A 15,027-nucleotide genomic window follows, 5' to 3' on the forward strand; every position below is an offset into this window, starting at 1 on the left:
GCCGGGAGCTATATCACCGGATTCATCGACCCGGCACCGTTCACCGGCGCTCTGGTGTGCTTGCGTTCCGTTGAGGATCATGGCGCCCGTTGGGAGTCTTGCTTGGTTTGGGTTCCGGGTTGAATGGTTGGTATGCCGCGGGTGAAGGCCAGGGAGAGCAATGTGATCAGGGCAAGGATGGAGATGGCGGTGCGTAGCCCTTGGACCTGGCTGTCCGCGTTCGCCTCCGCGACCGCGTCGATAGTCGCGGGGGGAACGTTCGCGGCGGTGAGTGCGGCCTTCAGGTTCGCGTCGGAAACGAACGGGACCCCGCCGGCGAGCTGTGTTTGCGCTTGCGACTCGAGGGTGGCCGGGATTTGCGGATTGTCGTGGATGATCGCGAAGAACGAGGCACTGAGCGCGGAGATGAGCACAGCGCCGGCTAGTGCGGTTCCGATCGAGGCGCCGAGCTGGGTGCCGGTGTTCTGCAGACCGCCGACCTCACCGCTTTGTTCGTCGGGCACGGCGGACACGGTGACGCTGCCGAGCTGGGAGGCCATCGCTCCCAGTCCGGAACCTGCGAGCAGCAGCGGCCAGGTCACGATCTCTGGACCCGCACCGACCTCGAGCAGTGCGACCAGGAGCACCAGACCGGTGAACAGGGCGACGAAGCCGGCGTTGACGACACGTCGTGGCGATGCGTTCGGGCGCAGTTTCGGTATGCCTATGGCGAAGAGCAGCAGAGTCAGGGAAAGGGGCAACAGGCGCACGCCGGTCTCGATCGCCGAAAGCCCGAGTGCCACGGACAAGAACAGTGGGACGACGAAGAAGAGGCCTGCTTGGACGAGGTACATGAAGAGGAAGGAGGTGACGCCGCTGCGCAGCTGGAGGTTGCGGAGTATCGCGGGGTCGATGAGCGCGCCCTCACCGCGTGCGATGCGCCGGTTCTCCCACGCGATGAATAGGGCCAGCACCGTGCCGCCGCCGATGATGAGCCAGATGACCGGAGACAGCCCGAGCCACTCAGGCGCGTCGGGCTTGGGCTGCACGAACCCCCACGACCCCGAGAGGAGGATGCCCATGACGATCAAAGTGAGACCGAGCGCTGACAGCCCCGTGCCCGCGAGGTCGAGGCGGACACCCTCCGCAGCGGGCGTGTCGTTCACGCGCCGCGCGAGCAGCAGGATGACGACGACGATGAGGACCTCGCCCGCGAACACCCAGCGCCACGAGGCGTAGGTGGTGAACGCGCCGCCGATCAGCGGCCCGAGCGCCGCCGCGATGGCGCCGGCGGCGGCGACCAGCCCGTAGGCTCGCGGCCGTTCGGGCTTGCCGAAGTTCGACGCGACGAGCGCCACGATCGCCGGCATGATCAGCACGGCTCCCAGACCCTCCAGGAATGACCAGCCGATGATCAGCACGGTCAGGTTCGGGGCCAGTGCCGTCGTCATCGATCCGACGGAATAGACGACGCACCCGATCGTGAACGCCCGTTTCCGGCCGATGATCTCGCCGATCTTGCCGCCTGTAATCATCAACGACGCCATTACCAGCGTGTAGAGCGTGATCGCCGTCTGAATGCCGGTCACCGTGGTCCCGAGGTCGTTGGCCACCGTCGCGATCGCCGTGTTCATCACGGTGGTGTCCAGGGCCATCACGAACTGCCCCATCGCCAACGTCAACAGCACGACCCCGGTCGCACCCACTCGCTGCTCAGTCACGTCGCTCACAGCCCCTCACTCTCCGTCGGACGAACCGCATCCAGGACTTGATGTTGCCCGCCACTGCCACTGGTGCCACAAGGATGCGAGGCCCGCGCATCGGCCCAACACCGCGTCGGTCATGCGGGACGATGAGGATAAACAGGGCCAGTGCCAGATAGCCGACACGGCGACGACTTGCGAACAGCCGTGTGCGTAGACCGTGTCCACGGCCGATCAGGACGAAGCGGCCTCGATGATCTTCTCGTCGCCCTCGTTCACGGCCTTGACCACGGCGTCGTAGTCACCACTGTCGACGGCCTTGTTGACCTTCTTGGTGGCCTTGTCCACGGCCTTGTCGACGCGGTCGAGGTAGAGGTCGTCGACGACGGCAACGAGCGCCGAGGAGCCCGGCGGCAGCCACTCGTCCGCGTTCACGCCGATGGACTTCTCCTCGTGACGCTTCGCGATGGCGCCAGCACCTGCGCCGATCCCGGCACCGATCACGCCGGACAACAGGAGCGGCGGAGCGAACAGTCCGACCACCAGCCCGCCGATGGCGCCGGCCGTGGTGCCGCCGGCGACCAGCCCGCCACCGTGTTCTTTGACCTCGGTCTGGCCCGAGGCGTCACGTGTCAGGACGACCGCAGCCGCCACGGCCGCGTCGTCCAGGCTCTTGATTGCCTTGAAATCCTCTGCCGCCGAGCCCGTGTCGGTGTACGACGACACGAACAAGGTGTAGTTGTGATCTGACATGGTGTGCCTCCACTCGGTTCCGGCCGCGTAGCGGCCACTCCGCTTCTTTACTCGACGCTGTCGGTCCGTACGGTGCTGGACATAACGGCGGGCGGCCTGTCCCGGCCTGTGGCGGTACGTACAGCGGTCGTCGTGTAGGTCCAACTCTTGCCACAACAGGCACGCACCGGCAGGGCCGTATGACACTGTTTCGGGGAAGAGCCCTGGCGGGCAGCCGCGCCGGGGATGCCCTCCGGTGAACTTCGACTCCTATGCGTACAAAGACCGCACCGTGCTTGATCGCTGCGCGATCATGCGTTTCGTTGTACGAAAGCACGGTGAGCACGTCCTGGCGCCCGCTCACGCCGTCGTAGCCCACCCCGAGAACCTGTCCTTCGAAGAGGCCGCGTCGGTGTGGATGATGTTCATTACCGCCTACGGGGGCCCTAATCAATATTGCCCTCCTTGGCAGGGATGACGCTGTCCTGATCTCCGCCGCCTCCAGCAGCGTCGGACTCGCTGCCATCCCGATCGACCTGTCCCGGGCAGATCCGGTCATGATCCGGGACCGTCGCATCCGGCGCGGTGCGTTCTGCCGCCAGAACGCCGGAGACGACGAGCTCGCGAACAACAGCGACGGTCCGCTCGATGTGTACTTTGGCCCTGAACCGATAGGAGATTCCACGAGGAACTGGATCGAGACAGCGCCGGGCCGAGGCTTCGATCCGATGTTCCGCTGCTACAGCCCCACCGCTCCGTTGTTCGACGGCACCTGGATCCTGCCAGACGTAGGGCCGGTCTGACAGGACGACCCAGCAACCTTAGAGCGTCAGCTGGCGCGATCAGCCGTCTCAGCGCAGGCTTCTCGGTGGGGTTGGAGCTGCGGCGGTCCCGCCTGAGCGGCTCCACAGCTGCCCGATCACCGTGAGGTGGATGACGCGGCCGATGGTCACTGCGACGAGGAGCACGGACATCATCACGAACAGCCACCCGATGTACGAGAAGGCGAGCCCGAGGACGCCGAATTGATCGGCGGAGGAGGCGAACGCCCGCGGGAGATACACGCGCCCCACCACCGTGCCCACGGCGAATCCGAGTCCGGCGAGCACTGATCCCGGGAGCAGTGCCCGCAGGCTGACGGTCCGGTTGATCACCATCCAAGTCGCGACCCACCACAGTGCGGACCAGATCGCCGCCTCGATGATGAACTCGAGCACCGACAAGGCACCGGTGCCGCGCACGATGTAGCGGGTCATGACCACGAGGGCGAACCCGATGAGGATCGCAACAATCGTGACGACCCAGCGCCACGCGAAGCGGATGGGGGCCTTCGGTGTCTTCCAGATCTTGCGGAAGCACCGCTCGAGCGCGCGGGCGAAGGCGGTCGCGGCGAGGATGAGCAGCAGCGCGCCGATGACGTGCGCGAACGTCACCCCGTCGGTCTCTTGGGGAATCGACTGCTTCACAAGTTCCGCGGTGTGATCATCGAGGCTGAGGTTCTCAGCGAAAAGCGAGTCCGCCTCGGGGTTCAGGCTCCCCCGCACGGAACTGGCGACGATGAGGATCGGCAGGATCGAGGTGAACGCCTGCGCGGCGAGTGTCATCGCTCGATCGAACAGCTCGAGGTCACGAATGTCGCGGAGAGCACGCAGCACCAACCGTCCGGCGGCCGAGCGCACGGTGGCCCGCATCAATCGGTTCACCGGCGGCTGAACCATCGGCATCACACATGCCCAGCTTCGGCAGGTCGGAATGGTCCAGTCACCCGATCCGGGTCGTCGCTGTGCGCGGCGATCTCGACGGTGGCGGTGCCGGCTTTCAGGACGGCGATGATGGGATCAGAGCCGAGGCGCTTGACATGCCCGGGCGCAGCGGACCGAGGTTCGCCGACGCTGTTGATGGGGATGAGCTCGTTCCTGAAGAGGACTGGGGCCTTGGTCCAGACGAGGACGTCGCGCACCCAACGACGGTAGCCTCGCGTCCACTTCGGCCGGAACCTGTCGACCGCGCCATTGGTGACGCGAATCCCACCGTGGGACACGCCCGGCTGGCGGGTGACCCACCGCTTCCGCCCCAACACGAAAGCGAGGGAAACCACGAGGACGATGAGGTCGACGCCGAGGATGACCAACAGCGCTATGACCATCAAGCACCTCCGAATTCCGGTTGGTACACATCACTCGCACCGTTCGCAGCGGGCAACGCCGGACGCTAGTCTCTGGCCCCCAGCATCCCGGACCACCCGACGCCGTCGCATCATGCGAACCGCGTGATGTTCGTCGCCGACACCTCAACGAAGCGGCCATTTCCCTCATACGCCCGCTTCAAACCGGGCCGCCCAACGAAACCTGGTAGTCCGACTTCAACTCATTGACGCGATGACTCCGCCAACCGCGCCGGACTAACTTCTAGGCGCTGGCCACCGATTCTGAGTTTGGAGCACATCCTGGAGCCCTGGTACCCGAAGAGGTCGTAGTACGAGCTGTTCCTGCGGCTCATCGCCTCCGCGGCGACAACCTGCCCGTCCGAGTTGTTGAACGCGACCAGGGGGTCCGAGGGCTCCCAGTTGCGCGGGTAGAGCGGATGTACTTCGACCATGATGGCAGTATGAGCCGACGGGCTGACATTCCTCGCGTCATTGCATGATGAGGGTGATGCTTGTCCATTCGTCTTTCACCGTCGTTCCGGAATCTGCAATCCGACTGATTTTAGACCAGGGCGACGTCGCAGTTCCTTGGAACCGGGCCACTCGGCGTGGGACGCTCCCCCTCTGCAAGAATCCGCGGAGTGCGGCGTAACCTGACTGTCCCGCAAGTTGTTCCACAAGTCCCGTTCCCATGACCCGTCACGGTTGGAGCATTTGGTGCACCGTTGGCCGCTATTTTGCGGGGCCTTCCGCCGTGGCGGTTGTTGGCCGCTGCCGCAGCGGGGCCGGCCCCTGGTGCGTTCGATCATCGTGTCGCGCTTTAGCTGAGCGAACGCGGCCGTAATCGTCAGTTTCGCCGTGCCCATAGGCCCGTGTCCCGCCCTTCGGTCACGGACCGGAAACCCGCTGGCGAATCCTCCGGGGACAACGCCCCATGATGTGCAGGTCCAGCCCTCAAACCGGAAGCCGATCGTGCACGTCTAAGGCTTCGTTGTTCTGGCGGTCCTGATGTGCTCCGCCGCCGCGACGTGGCATAACGCGTCCCGGGAGGTTGCGGCCGCTTTACCGGTGGGCGTAGGTGAGGCAGTCTGCATTGTCGGCGCCGGGGCCCACGTGAACCTCAGAGGCATTGCACATCAGGTGCTCGTTGTGGACGCATTCGGTGCGCTGGCAGGCCCCGACATCGGCCAGGACCTTGGGCAGGCCGCCGTGGACACCGATATCGATGAAGGTAGCGCAGGATGCGTGGTCTTCTGTTCCGCCCACAGTGATGGCGGCGGCGTTGCAGTGGGAGTGGTCGTTGAAGGAACAATTGGCGACACTGCAGTCTGCGACATGTGTGCTCATGGGAAAGATCCTCCGTGGTTCGGCTGCCCGGACGGGGCTGCTCCTTGTGTCCAAGGTAGGCCCGAATTACGCAATGAAAAAGACCCAATTGTGTGACCTAATTCCCGGTTCTCGGACGTCTAGGCCGGGCTGGCGGGGGCGACTATTGGCGCGGAGGCGCGGCCGCTACGTCCAGGATGGTGCGGATCGTGTCCTCGTGGGCCAGGATCCGGAAGTGGCCGGCAGTCTCGAGCTGGATGTTCCGAGCGCCGGGGAGGATGCTCCCCTCGGGGATGTGCGGGTCAAAGCGCCCGTAGACCGAGGTGATGCGCTCGTTGATGCGTTCTTCACGGGAGAGCTGCATGGTGACGGCATTCCGTGGCGAGAAGGCGCGCAGGCTCGGCAGCAGCATGAACAAGGCATAACGTGAGCCGGAGAACGGTGAGCAGACCGCCACCATGCCGGCGATCCGGCGATCCGGATCCAGCTGCATCATCACGAATTTGCCGATCAGTCCGCCTTTGCTGTGGGCCACGATCACCGCGTCCGAGAGGTCCCGGTCCCGGATGTATCCGGCAATCAGGTCCGCAGCTTTGGGCACCGCGAGCAGGTTCCGGCGCAGCAGGGTCAGCACGTGCACCGGATGGCCGGCCTCATGAAGCCGCTTAACCAGCGGCAGCATAAAGCGCCAATCCTCGTAAACCCCGGGAATTACCACCACGGGACGTCCGGTCCCGCCGAGGAAATCCTCCGGCTTGGTCCGGGACACGGCGCTGAGGACCTGCCGGCCGGCGGCATATAGGTAGTCCTGGGCCCACCACCGGGCGGCCTGCAGGACCCCGCTCATGCCGGGCGCCCCTGGGGAGCCTCTCCGGCCATCCGGCGGAGCCCTGCGAAGTCCAGGATGGCGCCCGCCACTTCCCCGGAGCTGTTGTGCTGCACGACGTGTCCGGTGCCTGCGATTTCGAGCAGTTGCCCCTGGCCCGCGTGAGCGGCGAGCCGGCGGCACCAGTCGGCGGAGGCCACGGGGTCGTTGGCGCCTCGCACCACGAGGACCGGGGCAGACACCCCGGTGATCTTTTGCTCCGTGGGGTAACCCATCATGACGCGCAGGGTCTTCAGATACCAGGTGGGCCCGCAGCGCAAATAGTCCGTGAAGACGAGGGCATTCGAGGACGGGCTTTCGAAGAAGATGGTGTCCCGGCCCAACGCCAGGGCCTGCTGCACCACGGTGCGGCGCTTCGCATCGACCACCGGTCCCATCAGGACCAGCTGGGAGATCCGGCCTGGCTGCTGAAGCGCGGCCTCGATGGCGAACTGGGTGCCCATCGAGTGCCCGACCAGAACGAACTCCAGGACCCCCAACTGTTCGAGGGCGCCGAGGATGTAGGTGGCGTGGTCGGCGACCGTGAGGGTGCGCTCCGGGCGTGGCGTGGCACCGAAGCCGGGCAGGTCGATCGAGTAGGTGTCAACAGATTCCGCCAGCAGCCCGTGGAGCCGGCTGAGATAGCGGTGCGAGACGCCGATCCCGTGGATCAGCACGACGGCCGGACGGGCCTCCCCGGCGCCGGGTGGGCCGGCGGGCCGTGTGGAGGCGAACACGTGGCCCAGATGACCTGCAGCCTCGATCTCGATACGGTCGGGGCTGCTCATGGTGTGCTCTTTTCTGTTCAGCGCTTGGTCCGCTGCACTCGTCAGCGTCTAGTAAGCATACTGACAGAACCCGCCAGTCAGTCTTTCCGCTTGTCGCGCTCGCCGAACTCCTCATCGAGGTCGAAGTGCCTGAATTCGGTCTCTGGGTTCGGTTCGCCATCTGCCACGTATTCGTAGTCCAGCTGCCGCTGGACCTGGCTGTCGAGGACCTGCAGATCCTTGTCCTCCACCTTGGTGAGGTCCTCCGGGAATTCATCCTCCGGCGTGAGGTGCAACTTCTCGGTCATGTCAATGCCTCTCTGGGCAGGGGAAGTGGACTCGAATTTCTGCGTCCCGGCCGCCTACAGAATAGCCGTGGCCAGCGAAGAGTGGAATACGGCGGCCCCGGTCGCGGTGTATCTTGGGCATTCAGGGCCCACTGCCGGGCCCAGTCAATCGGACCGGAGTAACCGGAGCGGGGAGGACCCGATGGGCAGCGAACGCAAGGACCCAGAGGAAATCATCAAGGACGGCGTTGAGGACGCCAGCCAGGCGGGTGCAGCACCGGTGGCCCGCGAGGAGGGCCAGGACGTGAATCCGGTGGGGTCGGGTTCCACCGAGGCCCAGGCAGCAGCCGGGGCCAGGGACGGCAACAAGGCCAGCGGCCCGGCGGAGGAACAGGACGAGCAGTCCGCCGACGACCGAGGACTCACCACGGATTCCAGCCCGGACTAGGACCTAGTCAGCCCCCTAGCCGCCCGGCCCGTCAGCCGGGCGGCCAAGCAGAAGTCGGCCTCCGCGCAGCCGGAGCCCGGCCTACGCGGGGCCGACGTTGACGAGCCAGTCGGTCCCGAACCGGTCCGTGCACATGCCGAAGACGTCTCCCCAGGGTGCTTTCTCCATGGGGACGGCCACCTGTCCGCCGTCAGCGAGTTTGTCGAAGTAGCCGCGCAGTTCGGCCTCGTCGGAGCCGCTGAGCGACACCGAAATGCTGCTGCCGGGCTTGTAGTCCATGCCGTTGGGTGTGTCCGCGCCCATCAGCACCATTCCCTTGGCCGTGCTCAGCATGGCGTGCATGATCTTGTCCTGCTCGGCAGGATCCTCGCTGGCGTGGTATTCGCCGAAGGTGCTCATGGTCAGTTCTCCGCCAAAGACCGACTGGTAGAACGTCATGGCTTCCTTCGCGTTGTCGCGGAAACTCAGGTACGGGTTGAGCGTGGTCATGTCCGGGGCTCCTTGCGGCTGGGGTGCTGGCCAGGGTGCCGTGTGGCGGCCGCGGCGGTGCACGTTACACCGCATATCCTGCCCCAGATCACCCCCAAGAGGGTAGGTGTCTCCGCGCGCCCTGTCCCAGCGGCGCGCGTCTTAGGCGGTCTGGCCGGCGTGCTCGCCCTCCTCGATTTCCTCCAGCAGTTTGTCGTTGAAGGCGGGAAGGTCGTGCGGATTGCGGCTGGTCACGAGACCCTGGTCGACCACGACCTCCTGGTCATTCCAGTTGGCGCCGGCGTTCTTCAGGTCGGTCTGGAGCGTGTGGTAGGAAGTGACCTTCCGGCCGCTGATGACGCCGGCGTCGATGAGCAGCCAGGGGCCATGGCAAATCGAGGCCACCGGTTTGTGCTGCTCGAAGAAGGCCCGGGTGAAGGCCTGGGCGCCCTTGTCGGCCCGGAGATGGTCCGCGTTGACGACGCCGCCGGGGATCACCAGCGCATGGAAATCGGAGGCGTTCGCCTCCGCGACGGTGAGGTCGACGTCGAACTTCTGCCCCTTCTCGGTGCCGTCGTAGCCCTGGAGCTTCCCGGCCTTGGGGGCCACCAGGGTGGGCACGCCGCCGGCCTCCTTCACCGCCCTCCAGGGACTGGTCAGTTCCACCTGCTCCACACCGTCCGTGAGCAGGAAGGCGACTTTCTTACCGGCAATGTTGTGCTCTGACATGGGTCCTCCTCTGGTGCCCGGGGAGGCTCACGCAGCCGGTGGACCGGCCGGGATCCTCCGCACGGAGAGCTTGATGCCTTACAGGATCCACTCTAGGAAGCGGAAAACTCATAAGCAAGCTGATTATGTTGCGGTTTTGGTCCTCGGTAAAAGAGGGCGTTTTTTTCGCCGCGGCCTCCCCGCGCTCGTCCGAATTGAGAGCCGCCTCCGGTCAACGGTCCTCTGGCCAGTGCATCACGGCCTCGCTACTCTGGCGGAAGAACTGCTACCCGAGAGAAGGCCGTCATGGACGAACAACACATCCTGGAACGCATTTCAGCGCTGGTGGAAGAAGAACAGGCGCTCCGCGAGAAGGCCCCGTCCTCCTCGCCGGACTACGAGCACAGCCCCGAGCACACCCGGCTGAAGCGCATCGAAGAGGACCTGGACCAGTGCTGGGACCTCCTGCGGCAGCGCCGGGCGAAGCTGCAGTACGGCGAAAATCCTGACGAGGCGGAGCCCCGCCCCGTCAAGCAGGTGGAAAACTACGAGTCCTGAGCACCGGGTGGGTGTCCGATGTTGATTGGGCTGCTGGGTGATGTCATGCTGGGCCGGCTCGTGAACGAGCGGCTGAGACGGGTCGGCGCCGACTACCCCTGGGGAGACACGGACTCCGTGCTGCGCCAGGCGGACCTCACGATCGCCAACCTCGAATGCGTCCTGGCATCCGGCGGGGAGCCGGCGGCCGGGAAGGTCTTCCATTTCCGTTCGGACCCGAAGAACGTCGCAAGCCTCCGGTCCGCGGGGATTGGGATGGTGTCGCTGGCCAACAACCACGTCCTGGACTTCGGGGCCGGCGCATTCGGCGAAACGCTGCCGGCGCTCGACTCGGCCGGCGTGCTGCATGCCGGCGCCGGCCTGGACCGGGACGCCGCACGCCGCCCTGCAGTGCGCCGCGTGGCGGGGACCGCCGTCGGCCTCATTGCCTTCACCGACAACCAGCCGGACTGGGAGGCCGACGTCGGCCCCGGGGTCTTCTACGTGCCGGTGGTGGACAGCGACCGCAGAGTGGCTGAACTGCTGGCCCTGGTCCGGCGGACAAAGGCCCGCGTCGAGCTCCTGATCGTCTCCGCCCATTGGGGGCCAAACTGGGGCTCCGGGGCACCGTCCGAGCACCGCGAGCTCGCGCGCGCACTCATCGAGGCGGGGGCCGACGTCGTCTACGGGCATTCGCCGCACATCTTCCGTGGCATCGAGGTGTTCCGGAACCGGCCGATCATCTACAGCGCCGGGGACTTTGTGGACGACTACGCCGTGGATCCGCTGGAGCGCAATGACGAGTCGTTCATCTTCCTGCTCGCCACGGATGGTGGCACACCGCTGGGTCTGCGCCTGTACCCGACGCTGATCACCGACTTCCAGGCCCGGATGGCAGGCCCTAGTTCCCGGCAGATCGCGGAACGGATGCAGCGGCTCAGCCGGCACCTAGGGACGGCGAGCAGCTGGGACGCCGCCGGCGGGTACCTGGAAATTCCGCTGGCCGCCGCGGGTTGACCATCATCCGTGGCTTACCCACCGGCGTTTACCCACCGCACAGCGGAGCGGGTTATGCTTGGAGTGGACCGCCATTCATGGCGTCCCGGCTCAGCAGGGGGCACACACAGGGTAATAGTGCCCTCACGCCGTAAGGCCCGCAAGTGCTCAACCAGCCATTCAATCCGCTCCCGCTCGATGAACTCACCGCCGTCTTCGCGCGCATCAAAGGCCTGCTCCTGACCGAGGACAAGGTAGACCGTGCGCTGCAGCTGCTCGTCCAGGCCGTCCGGGATGCCATTCCGGGATCAGCCGGGGCCGGAATCTCACTCTTCGACGAGCAAGGGCGCGGAAGCAGCACCGCGTCGACAGCAGAGCTCGTGGGACAGGCGGACGCCGCCCAACACGATCTGGGGCAGGGGCCGTGCGTCGATGCGTGGACGGAGGGGACAACGGTCCTGGTCCACGACACCGCCGCGGATGACCGGTGGCCGCTCTGGAGCGAGGCCGTCGCGCCGCTGCCCGTCCGCTCCGTCGTCAGCACGCCGCTGGCCGCCGCCGGCGGGCCCATCGGAACGCTGAAGATCTACGCCGCCCTGCCAGCGGCCTATACCGCCGCCACCGGGCATCTGCTCGAGAAATTCGCGGTTCCCGCGGCGACCTTGCTCGCCCATGTCCAAGACTCCGACACACCCCGGCACCTGAGCGGCCCGCTCAAGGGCGCCCTCGCCGGCCGGGACAACACCAACCGCGCCTGCGGGATCCTGATGGAACGCCACGGACTGTCGGCGGAGCAGGCCCTGAGGGAGTTACTGCGCCGCGCCCGGGCTGATGCTACACCGCTGTCCGTGGTGTGCTCCGTGCTCATCGCTGCCGCGCAGATACCTGCCGGCAGCTGAGAACCCGAGCCGAGCGCGAGCCCGGCCGGCGTCAGCGCTTCTTGGTCATTTCCCCGCTGACGGTCAGCTGCTCCGCCACGTCGTGCAGCTTGATATTCAGCTCTGAGCTGGCCCGGGAGAGCAGCAGGAACGCCTCTTGGGCCGTGATCTTGAAGCGCTCCATCAGGATTCCCTTGGCCTGTCCGATCAGGTCCCGCGTGTCCAGTGCGTGGGTGAGCTGGCTGACCTGCTTGCTGCCGGCGACGGCGACGGCGGCGTGGGCCGCCACCATGGCCCCGATCCGCTCGGATTCGGCGTCGAAGGCCCCCGCCTCCCTACCGAACAGATTCAAAGCTCCAAAGTGGGTACCGTCCACAAAGAGCTGGAAGGAGAGCATGCTCCGTGCTCCGAGTTTGAAGGCCTCCCGCGAGAAATCCGGCCAGCGCTGGTCCGAGCTGAGGTCGGGAACGCTGACAACGCGCTTTTCATAGGAGGCTTCCAGGCACGGCCCCTGCCCGGTCTCGCTCTGCAGGGCGTCCACCCGGCGCGGAAGATCACTGGAAGCAGCCCGCGAGTCGATCGTCCGGCGGCCCGTGACCAGGCTGACGGAGGCGTCAGCCGCATGCGGGACCAGCTCCAGGGCGGCGTGCACGATCCCGGCCAGCACGGAGTCAGGGTCGTCCTCGTGCTGGAGTTCCCGGGCGATGTCACCCAGCCGGGTGGCAAGAGCGTCTGCGGTGATCGGTGTCTCGCCGTGCGCGCCCTGTGTCCGGTCACCGATGTCCGCTGAATTTGGCACCATCATGGCGCACCCCTTTTTGCGTGGTTGAATCGTTGCTCTCTCCTTCGAAATATACCTCGGCGAAGGCCACCGGTACCGGGCCCGAGTCAACTATCTAGCGGGGCGGTAACCCGGTATTAACATCCCCGTGTGAGACTGGGGCATCGGACTCAATCGAGACTGGCACTTCCCTGCATAGCAGATCCTCCAAGGAGCAGCAGACATGAACAGTCCAGACCAGAATTTCCCCGGCCCCCGGCAAATCCACGAGGAAAGCCAGGGCCGCCCCGACCTGAGCAGCCTGCACGTCCGCGAGGACGTGGCCATCACCGGGCTCTGCGGCAACGTCCACCTGCCCACCGGCCGGACCTGCGATGTGCCCGAGCGGCACGAGGGCTCCTGCCACTTCGTCGGTCCCGAGGAAGCGGAAAACCTGACAGTGCACTAAGCACCGGGGCGGCTGCACCGGCGGGGGCTGGTTGCCGGCCAAGCACCGCGCGTACGCTCGCGGTGTGGACATTGTCGATTTCCTGTCCGAGCGGATCACCGAGGACGAGGCCGTGGCGCGGACCCTCCTCGCCGACCGGACTGTCTCGCAATCCGGCGCCTGGTACGAACAACGCCTGTTGCTCGAATGCGAGGCCAAGCGGCGCCTGATCCGCATCGTGGAATCCGCCCGGCAGGCGGCCCTCGCGTCTCTGGTCAGCGACACGGTCCAGGACGCCGGCTGGATCCCGCAATCGCTGGAATGGCTTGAGCAGTCGCTGAATGCCCTGGCCCTGCCCTATTACGACCACCCGGACTTCGATCAGGACTGGCTCCGCGCCTAGGGACCTGCCGCTGTCCTTTTCCAACTAATGCCAAAGGTCCGTGTCCAAGAGACAATCGCGGGCCTAAGCTAAGACCGGGGGGCGTTCAGCAGCGTAGACGCTCTAGGGAGGCCACTATGTTCAGCCACGTCCGCCGTCCAGGATCATCACGGGGACCAGTGCGTGTAGCCGCGGGGGCACACCGGAATACCGGGACCGCCGCGCCACCGCCGAAAATGACGTCAAGGTTCCGGCGAATCGTGGGCGGCCTCGCAGCGCTGAGCCTGGCCATGGCCGGAGGCCTTGTCGCAGCCGCCCCTTCAGCCGGGGCCGAGAAGGAACAACGCTACATCGTGGTGTTGAAGGACGGCGTCGTTGACCCCGGCACAGCGGCCGCGACACAGCGGGGCAGCTACGGTCTTTCCGTTTCCACGGTTTATCGGGCCGCCGTGAGCGGGTACGCCGCCACGATGACGGCGTCCGTCGCGGCCCGCCTCGCTGCCGACCCGGGCGTTGACTTCGTCACCGTGGCCCGGGTTTTCGAGGAGCCCCAGGCCCTCGAGCCGAGTACCCAGCTGGCGCCGTTCTGGTGGCTGAGGATCGGCGGCACTGCCTCCGCTGACACGGAGCCCGGGGAGTCGGACTCCGGGGGCGTCAATGTGGCCGTGATCGACAGCGGCATCGACGGAAGCCATCCGGACCTCAACGTGCGCGGAGGCATCGACTGCTCCACCGGGTCGCCGGTGAAGGTTGACCCCACGGATGGGGTTGGGCACGGGACTTTCGTGGCCGGTGTCATCGGAGCAAAGGACAACAACGAAGGCGTCATCGGGGCGGCACCGGGAACCCCGCTGTGGTCCGTCCGCGTCGTCAACGACGCCGGTGTCATCACGGAGGAAATGCTGATCTGCGCCATTGACTGGGTGACGGCGACGCGCCAGGACGACGACCCGAATAATGACATTCAGGTGGCGAACATCAGCATCGGCGGCCCCGGCACCGAAACCGGCGACTGCGGCAAGGGCACGGATCCGATGCACTACGCCATCTGTCGCTCGATCGAGGCCGGAGTCGTGTACGCCGTCGCGGCCGGAAACTCCGGTCAGGACATTGCCACTACCGTGCCTGCCACGTACGACGAGGTGCTGACCGCCACGGCGATGGCGGACTTCGACGGCAAGCCTGCTGGCCTCGAGGCCCCGGTGTGCGGGGCCGAGGACTGGTCTGCGGTGGGGCAGCTGGATGACCGTCCGGCGTTCTTCTCCAATTACGCCAGCGAGTCCGGGGACCAGGCCCACACCATCGCTGGCCCCGGCGTCTGCGTGACCTCCACGGCGCCGGGCGGCTATTCCGTGGCCCACGGAACCAGCTTCGCCAGCCCTGCCGTTGCCGGATCCGTGGCGCTATGCATCGGCACCGGGGTGTGCGAGGGATCGGGTGCGGCAGTGATGTCCCAGTTCCTGGACATCACCGCCTCGTACAACGAGGAAAACCGCGGGTTCGGCTTCGAGGGCGACCCGCTCCGGCCGCTGGATGGGAAGTACTACGGTTATCTGACCCAGATTGAGCGCTCCGGAACCGAGTAGGGGCCAAGCCC

Annotated in this window: 20 protein-coding genes; 8 read left to right on the forward strand and 12 right to left on the reverse strand. The window is 66.1% G+C overall.

Annotated elements, in window-relative coordinates:
• Positions 1-77 precede the first annotated feature (77 nt).
• Together ACZYZ5_RS16245 and ACZYZ5_RS16250 are read right to left on the reverse strand one after the other, a co-directional pair.
• Positions 78-1,700, reverse strand: coding sequence for an MFS transporter (locus ACZYZ5_RS16245; protein ID WP_463903066.1), 1,623 nt, complete (start codon positions 1,698-1,700; stop codon positions 78-80).
• Between the two features lie 216 nt (positions 1,701-1,916).
• Entirely contained in the window at positions 1,917-2,435 is a 519-nt protein-coding gene (locus ACZYZ5_RS16250; RefSeq protein ID WP_463903068.1) for a DUF1269 domain-containing protein, read from the reverse strand.
• Positions 2,436-2,971: 536 nt separating this feature from the next.
• Between ACZYZ5_RS16250 and ACZYZ5_RS16255 the strand changes: the two genes are divergently transcribed.
• The gene (locus ACZYZ5_RS16255) at positions 2,972-3,217 is read left to right on the forward strand and encodes a DUF1214 domain-containing protein (protein WP_463903069.1); all 246 of its coding nucleotides are present in this window, start codon (positions 2,972-2,974) and stop codon (positions 3,215-3,217) included.
• Positions 3,218-3,265: 48 nt separating this feature from the next.
• Here ACZYZ5_RS16255 and ACZYZ5_RS16260 read toward each other — a convergent pair whose 3' ends face one another.
• The 7 genes from ACZYZ5_RS16260 to ACZYZ5_RS16290 all read right to left on the reverse strand — a co-directional run bounded on the left by ACZYZ5_RS16260 (position 3,266) and on the right by ACZYZ5_RS16290 (position 7,826).
• Complete coding sequence (locus tag ACZYZ5_RS16260) at positions 3,266-4,117, reverse strand: YhjD/YihY/BrkB family envelope integrity protein (RefSeq protein WP_463903071.1); 852 nt, start codon at positions 4,115-4,117, stop codon at positions 3,266-3,268.
• 20 nt (positions 4,118-4,137) lie between these two features.
• On the reverse strand, positions 4,138-4,560 hold the full coding sequence (locus ACZYZ5_RS16265) for a hypothetical protein (protein ID WP_463903073.1): 423 nt from the start codon (positions 4,558-4,560) through the stop codon (positions 4,138-4,140).
• Between the two features lie 221 nt (positions 4,561-4,781).
• A complete protein-coding gene (locus tag ACZYZ5_RS16270) occupies positions 4,782-5,012 on the reverse strand; it encodes a hypothetical protein (protein WP_463903074.1) in 231 nt (76 codons plus the stop codon).
• A gap of 610 nt (positions 5,013-5,622) precedes the next feature.
• Complete coding sequence (locus ACZYZ5_RS16275) at positions 5,623-5,907, reverse strand: DUF1540 domain-containing protein (protein ID WP_463903075.1); 285 nt, start codon at positions 5,905-5,907, stop codon at positions 5,623-5,625.
• Between the two features lie 142 nt (positions 5,908-6,049).
• Entirely contained in the window at positions 6,050-6,733 is a 684-nt protein-coding gene (locus ACZYZ5_RS16280; protein WP_463903076.1) for an esterase/lipase family protein, read from the reverse strand.
• Entirely contained in the window at positions 6,730-7,539 is an 810-nt protein-coding gene (locus ACZYZ5_RS16285) for an alpha/beta fold hydrolase (RefSeq protein ID WP_463903077.1), read from the reverse strand. The genes ACZYZ5_RS16280 and ACZYZ5_RS16285 overlap by 4 nt, the downstream gene beginning before the upstream one ends.
• Positions 7,540-7,616: 77 nt before the next feature.
• The gene (locus ACZYZ5_RS16290; protein ID WP_463903078.1) at positions 7,617-7,826 is read right to left on the reverse strand and encodes a hypothetical protein; all 210 of its coding nucleotides are present in this window, start codon (positions 7,824-7,826) and stop codon (positions 7,617-7,619) included.
• 181 nt (positions 7,827-8,007) lie between these two features.
• On the opposite strand from ACZYZ5_RS16290, the gene ACZYZ5_RS16295 reads away from it, so the two are divergent.
• A complete protein-coding gene (locus ACZYZ5_RS16295) occupies positions 8,008-8,253 on the forward strand; it encodes a hypothetical protein (protein ID WP_463903079.1) in 246 nt (81 codons plus the stop codon).
• Between the two features lie 81 nt (positions 8,254-8,334).
• On the opposite strand, the gene ACZYZ5_RS16300 is transcribed toward ACZYZ5_RS16295, so the two are convergent.
• Both ACZYZ5_RS16300 and ACZYZ5_RS16305 read right to left on the reverse strand, forming a co-directional pair.
• On the reverse strand, positions 8,335-8,742 hold the full coding sequence (locus ACZYZ5_RS16300; RefSeq protein WP_463903080.1) for a VOC family protein: 408 nt from the start codon (positions 8,740-8,742) through the stop codon (positions 8,335-8,337).
• Between the two features lie 141 nt (positions 8,743-8,883).
• Positions 8,884-9,450 (reverse strand): type 1 glutamine amidotransferase domain-containing protein, encoded by a 567-nt coding sequence (locus tag ACZYZ5_RS16305; RefSeq protein WP_463903081.1) that lies wholly within the window; start codon positions 9,448-9,450, stop codon positions 8,884-8,886.
• A 285-nt stretch (positions 9,451-9,735) separates the two neighbouring features.
• Here ACZYZ5_RS16305 and ACZYZ5_RS16310 point away from each other — a divergent pair, with 285 nt between their 5' ends.
• The 3 genes from ACZYZ5_RS16310 to ACZYZ5_RS16320 all read left to right on the forward strand — a co-directional run bounded on the left by ACZYZ5_RS16310 (position 9,736) and on the right by ACZYZ5_RS16320 (position 11,861).
• The gene (locus ACZYZ5_RS16310) at positions 9,736-9,987 is read left to right on the forward strand and encodes a DUF2630 family protein (protein WP_463903083.1); all 252 of its coding nucleotides are present in this window, start codon (positions 9,736-9,738) and stop codon (positions 9,985-9,987) included.
• An 18-nt stretch (positions 9,988-10,005) separates the two neighbouring features.
• Positions 10,006-10,983, forward strand: coding sequence for a CapA family protein (locus ACZYZ5_RS16315; RefSeq protein WP_463903085.1), 978 nt, complete (start codon positions 10,006-10,008; stop codon positions 10,981-10,983).
• Between the two features lie 143 nt (positions 10,984-11,126).
• Positions 11,127-11,861, forward strand: coding sequence for a GAF and ANTAR domain-containing protein (locus ACZYZ5_RS16320; RefSeq protein WP_463903086.1), 735 nt, complete (start codon positions 11,127-11,129; stop codon positions 11,859-11,861).
• Between the two features lie 31 nt (positions 11,862-11,892).
• Here the strand turns inward: ACZYZ5_RS16320 and ACZYZ5_RS16325 are convergent, their stop codons facing one another.
• The gene (locus tag ACZYZ5_RS16325; RefSeq protein WP_463903088.1) at positions 11,893-12,645 is read right to left on the reverse strand and encodes a GAF and ANTAR domain-containing protein; all 753 of its coding nucleotides are present in this window, start codon (positions 12,643-12,645) and stop codon (positions 11,893-11,895) included.
• A gap of 199 nt (positions 12,646-12,844) precedes the next feature.
• Between ACZYZ5_RS16325 and ACZYZ5_RS16330 the strand changes: the two genes are divergently transcribed.
• From ACZYZ5_RS16330 to ACZYZ5_RS16340, 3 genes are all read left to right on the forward strand, one after another.
• Positions 12,845-13,069, forward strand: a complete 225-nt coding sequence (locus ACZYZ5_RS16330; protein ID WP_463903090.1) for a hypothetical protein — start codon at positions 12,845-12,847, stop codon at positions 13,067-13,069.
• Positions 13,070-13,133: 64 nt separating this feature from the next.
• Positions 13,134-13,451: a DUF6221 family protein gene (locus tag ACZYZ5_RS16335; protein ID WP_463903091.1), complete on the forward strand. Its 318-nt coding sequence runs from the start codon at positions 13,134-13,136 to the stop codon at positions 13,449-13,451.
• 239 nt (positions 13,452-13,690) lie between these two features.
• On the forward strand, positions 13,691-15,016 hold the full coding sequence (locus ACZYZ5_RS16340; RefSeq protein WP_463903093.1) for a S8 family peptidase: 1,326 nt from the start codon (positions 13,691-13,693) through the stop codon (positions 15,014-15,016).
• Positions 15,017-15,027 lie beyond the last annotated feature (11 nt).

The sequence above is a fragment of the Pseudarthrobacter ribosi genome, assembly GCF_055412865.1.

What these genes read in the sequence shown, in the direction of transcription:
- ACZYZ5_RS16250 (WP_463903068.1), bottom strand. Translation starts at nt 2,435, where the DNA reads ATGTCAGATCACAACTACACCTTGTTCGTGTCGTCGTACACCGACACG.
- ACZYZ5_RS16255 (WP_463903069.1), top strand. Translation starts at nt 2,972, where the DNA reads ATGATCCGGGACCGTCGCATCCGGCGCGGTGCGTTCTGCCGCCAGAAC.
- ACZYZ5_RS16265 (WP_463903073.1), bottom strand. Translation starts at nt 4,560, where the DNA reads ATGGTCATAGCGCTGTTGGTCATCCTCGGCGTCGACCTCATCGTCCTC.
- ACZYZ5_RS16270 (WP_463903074.1), bottom strand. Translation starts at nt 5,012, where the DNA reads ATGGTCGAAGTACATCCGCTCTACCCGCGCAACTGGGAGCCCTCGGAC.
- ACZYZ5_RS16275 (WP_463903075.1), bottom strand. Translation starts at nt 5,907, where the DNA reads ATGAGCACACATGTCGCAGACTGCAGTGTCGCCAATTGTTCCTTCAAC.
- ACZYZ5_RS16280 (WP_463903076.1), bottom strand. Translation starts at nt 6,733, where the DNA reads ATGAGCGGGGTCCTGCAGGCCGCCCGGTGGTGGGCCCAGGACTACCTA.
- ACZYZ5_RS16285 (WP_463903077.1), bottom strand. Translation starts at nt 7,539, where the DNA reads ATGAGCAGCCCCGACCGTATCGAGATCGAGGCTGCAGGTCATCTGGGC.
- ACZYZ5_RS16290 (WP_463903078.1), bottom strand. Translation starts at nt 7,826, where the DNA reads ATGACCGAGAAGTTGCACCTCACGCCGGAGGATGAATTCCCGGAGGAC.
- ACZYZ5_RS16295 (WP_463903079.1), top strand. Translation starts at nt 8,008, where the DNA reads ATGGGCAGCGAACGCAAGGACCCAGAGGAAATCATCAAGGACGGCGTT.
- ACZYZ5_RS16300 (WP_463903080.1), bottom strand. Translation starts at nt 8,742, where the DNA reads ATGACCACGCTCAACCCGTACCTGAGTTTCCGCGACAACGCGAAGGAA.
- ACZYZ5_RS16305 (WP_463903081.1), bottom strand. Translation starts at nt 9,450, where the DNA reads ATGTCAGAGCACAACATTGCCGGTAAGAAAGTCGCCTTCCTGCTCACG.
- ACZYZ5_RS16310 (WP_463903083.1), top strand. Translation starts at nt 9,736, where the DNA reads ATGGACGAACAACACATCCTGGAACGCATTTCAGCGCTGGTGGAAGAA.
- ACZYZ5_RS16315 (WP_463903085.1), top strand. Translation starts at nt 10,006, where the DNA reads ATGTTGATTGGGCTGCTGGGTGATGTCATGCTGGGCCGGCTCGTGAAC.
- ACZYZ5_RS16325 (WP_463903088.1), bottom strand. Translation starts at nt 12,645, where the DNA reads ATGATGGTGCCAAATTCAGCGGACATCGGTGACCGGACACAGGGCGCG.
- ACZYZ5_RS16330 (WP_463903090.1), top strand. Translation starts at nt 12,845, where the DNA reads ATGAACAGTCCAGACCAGAATTTCCCCGGCCCCCGGCAAATCCACGAG.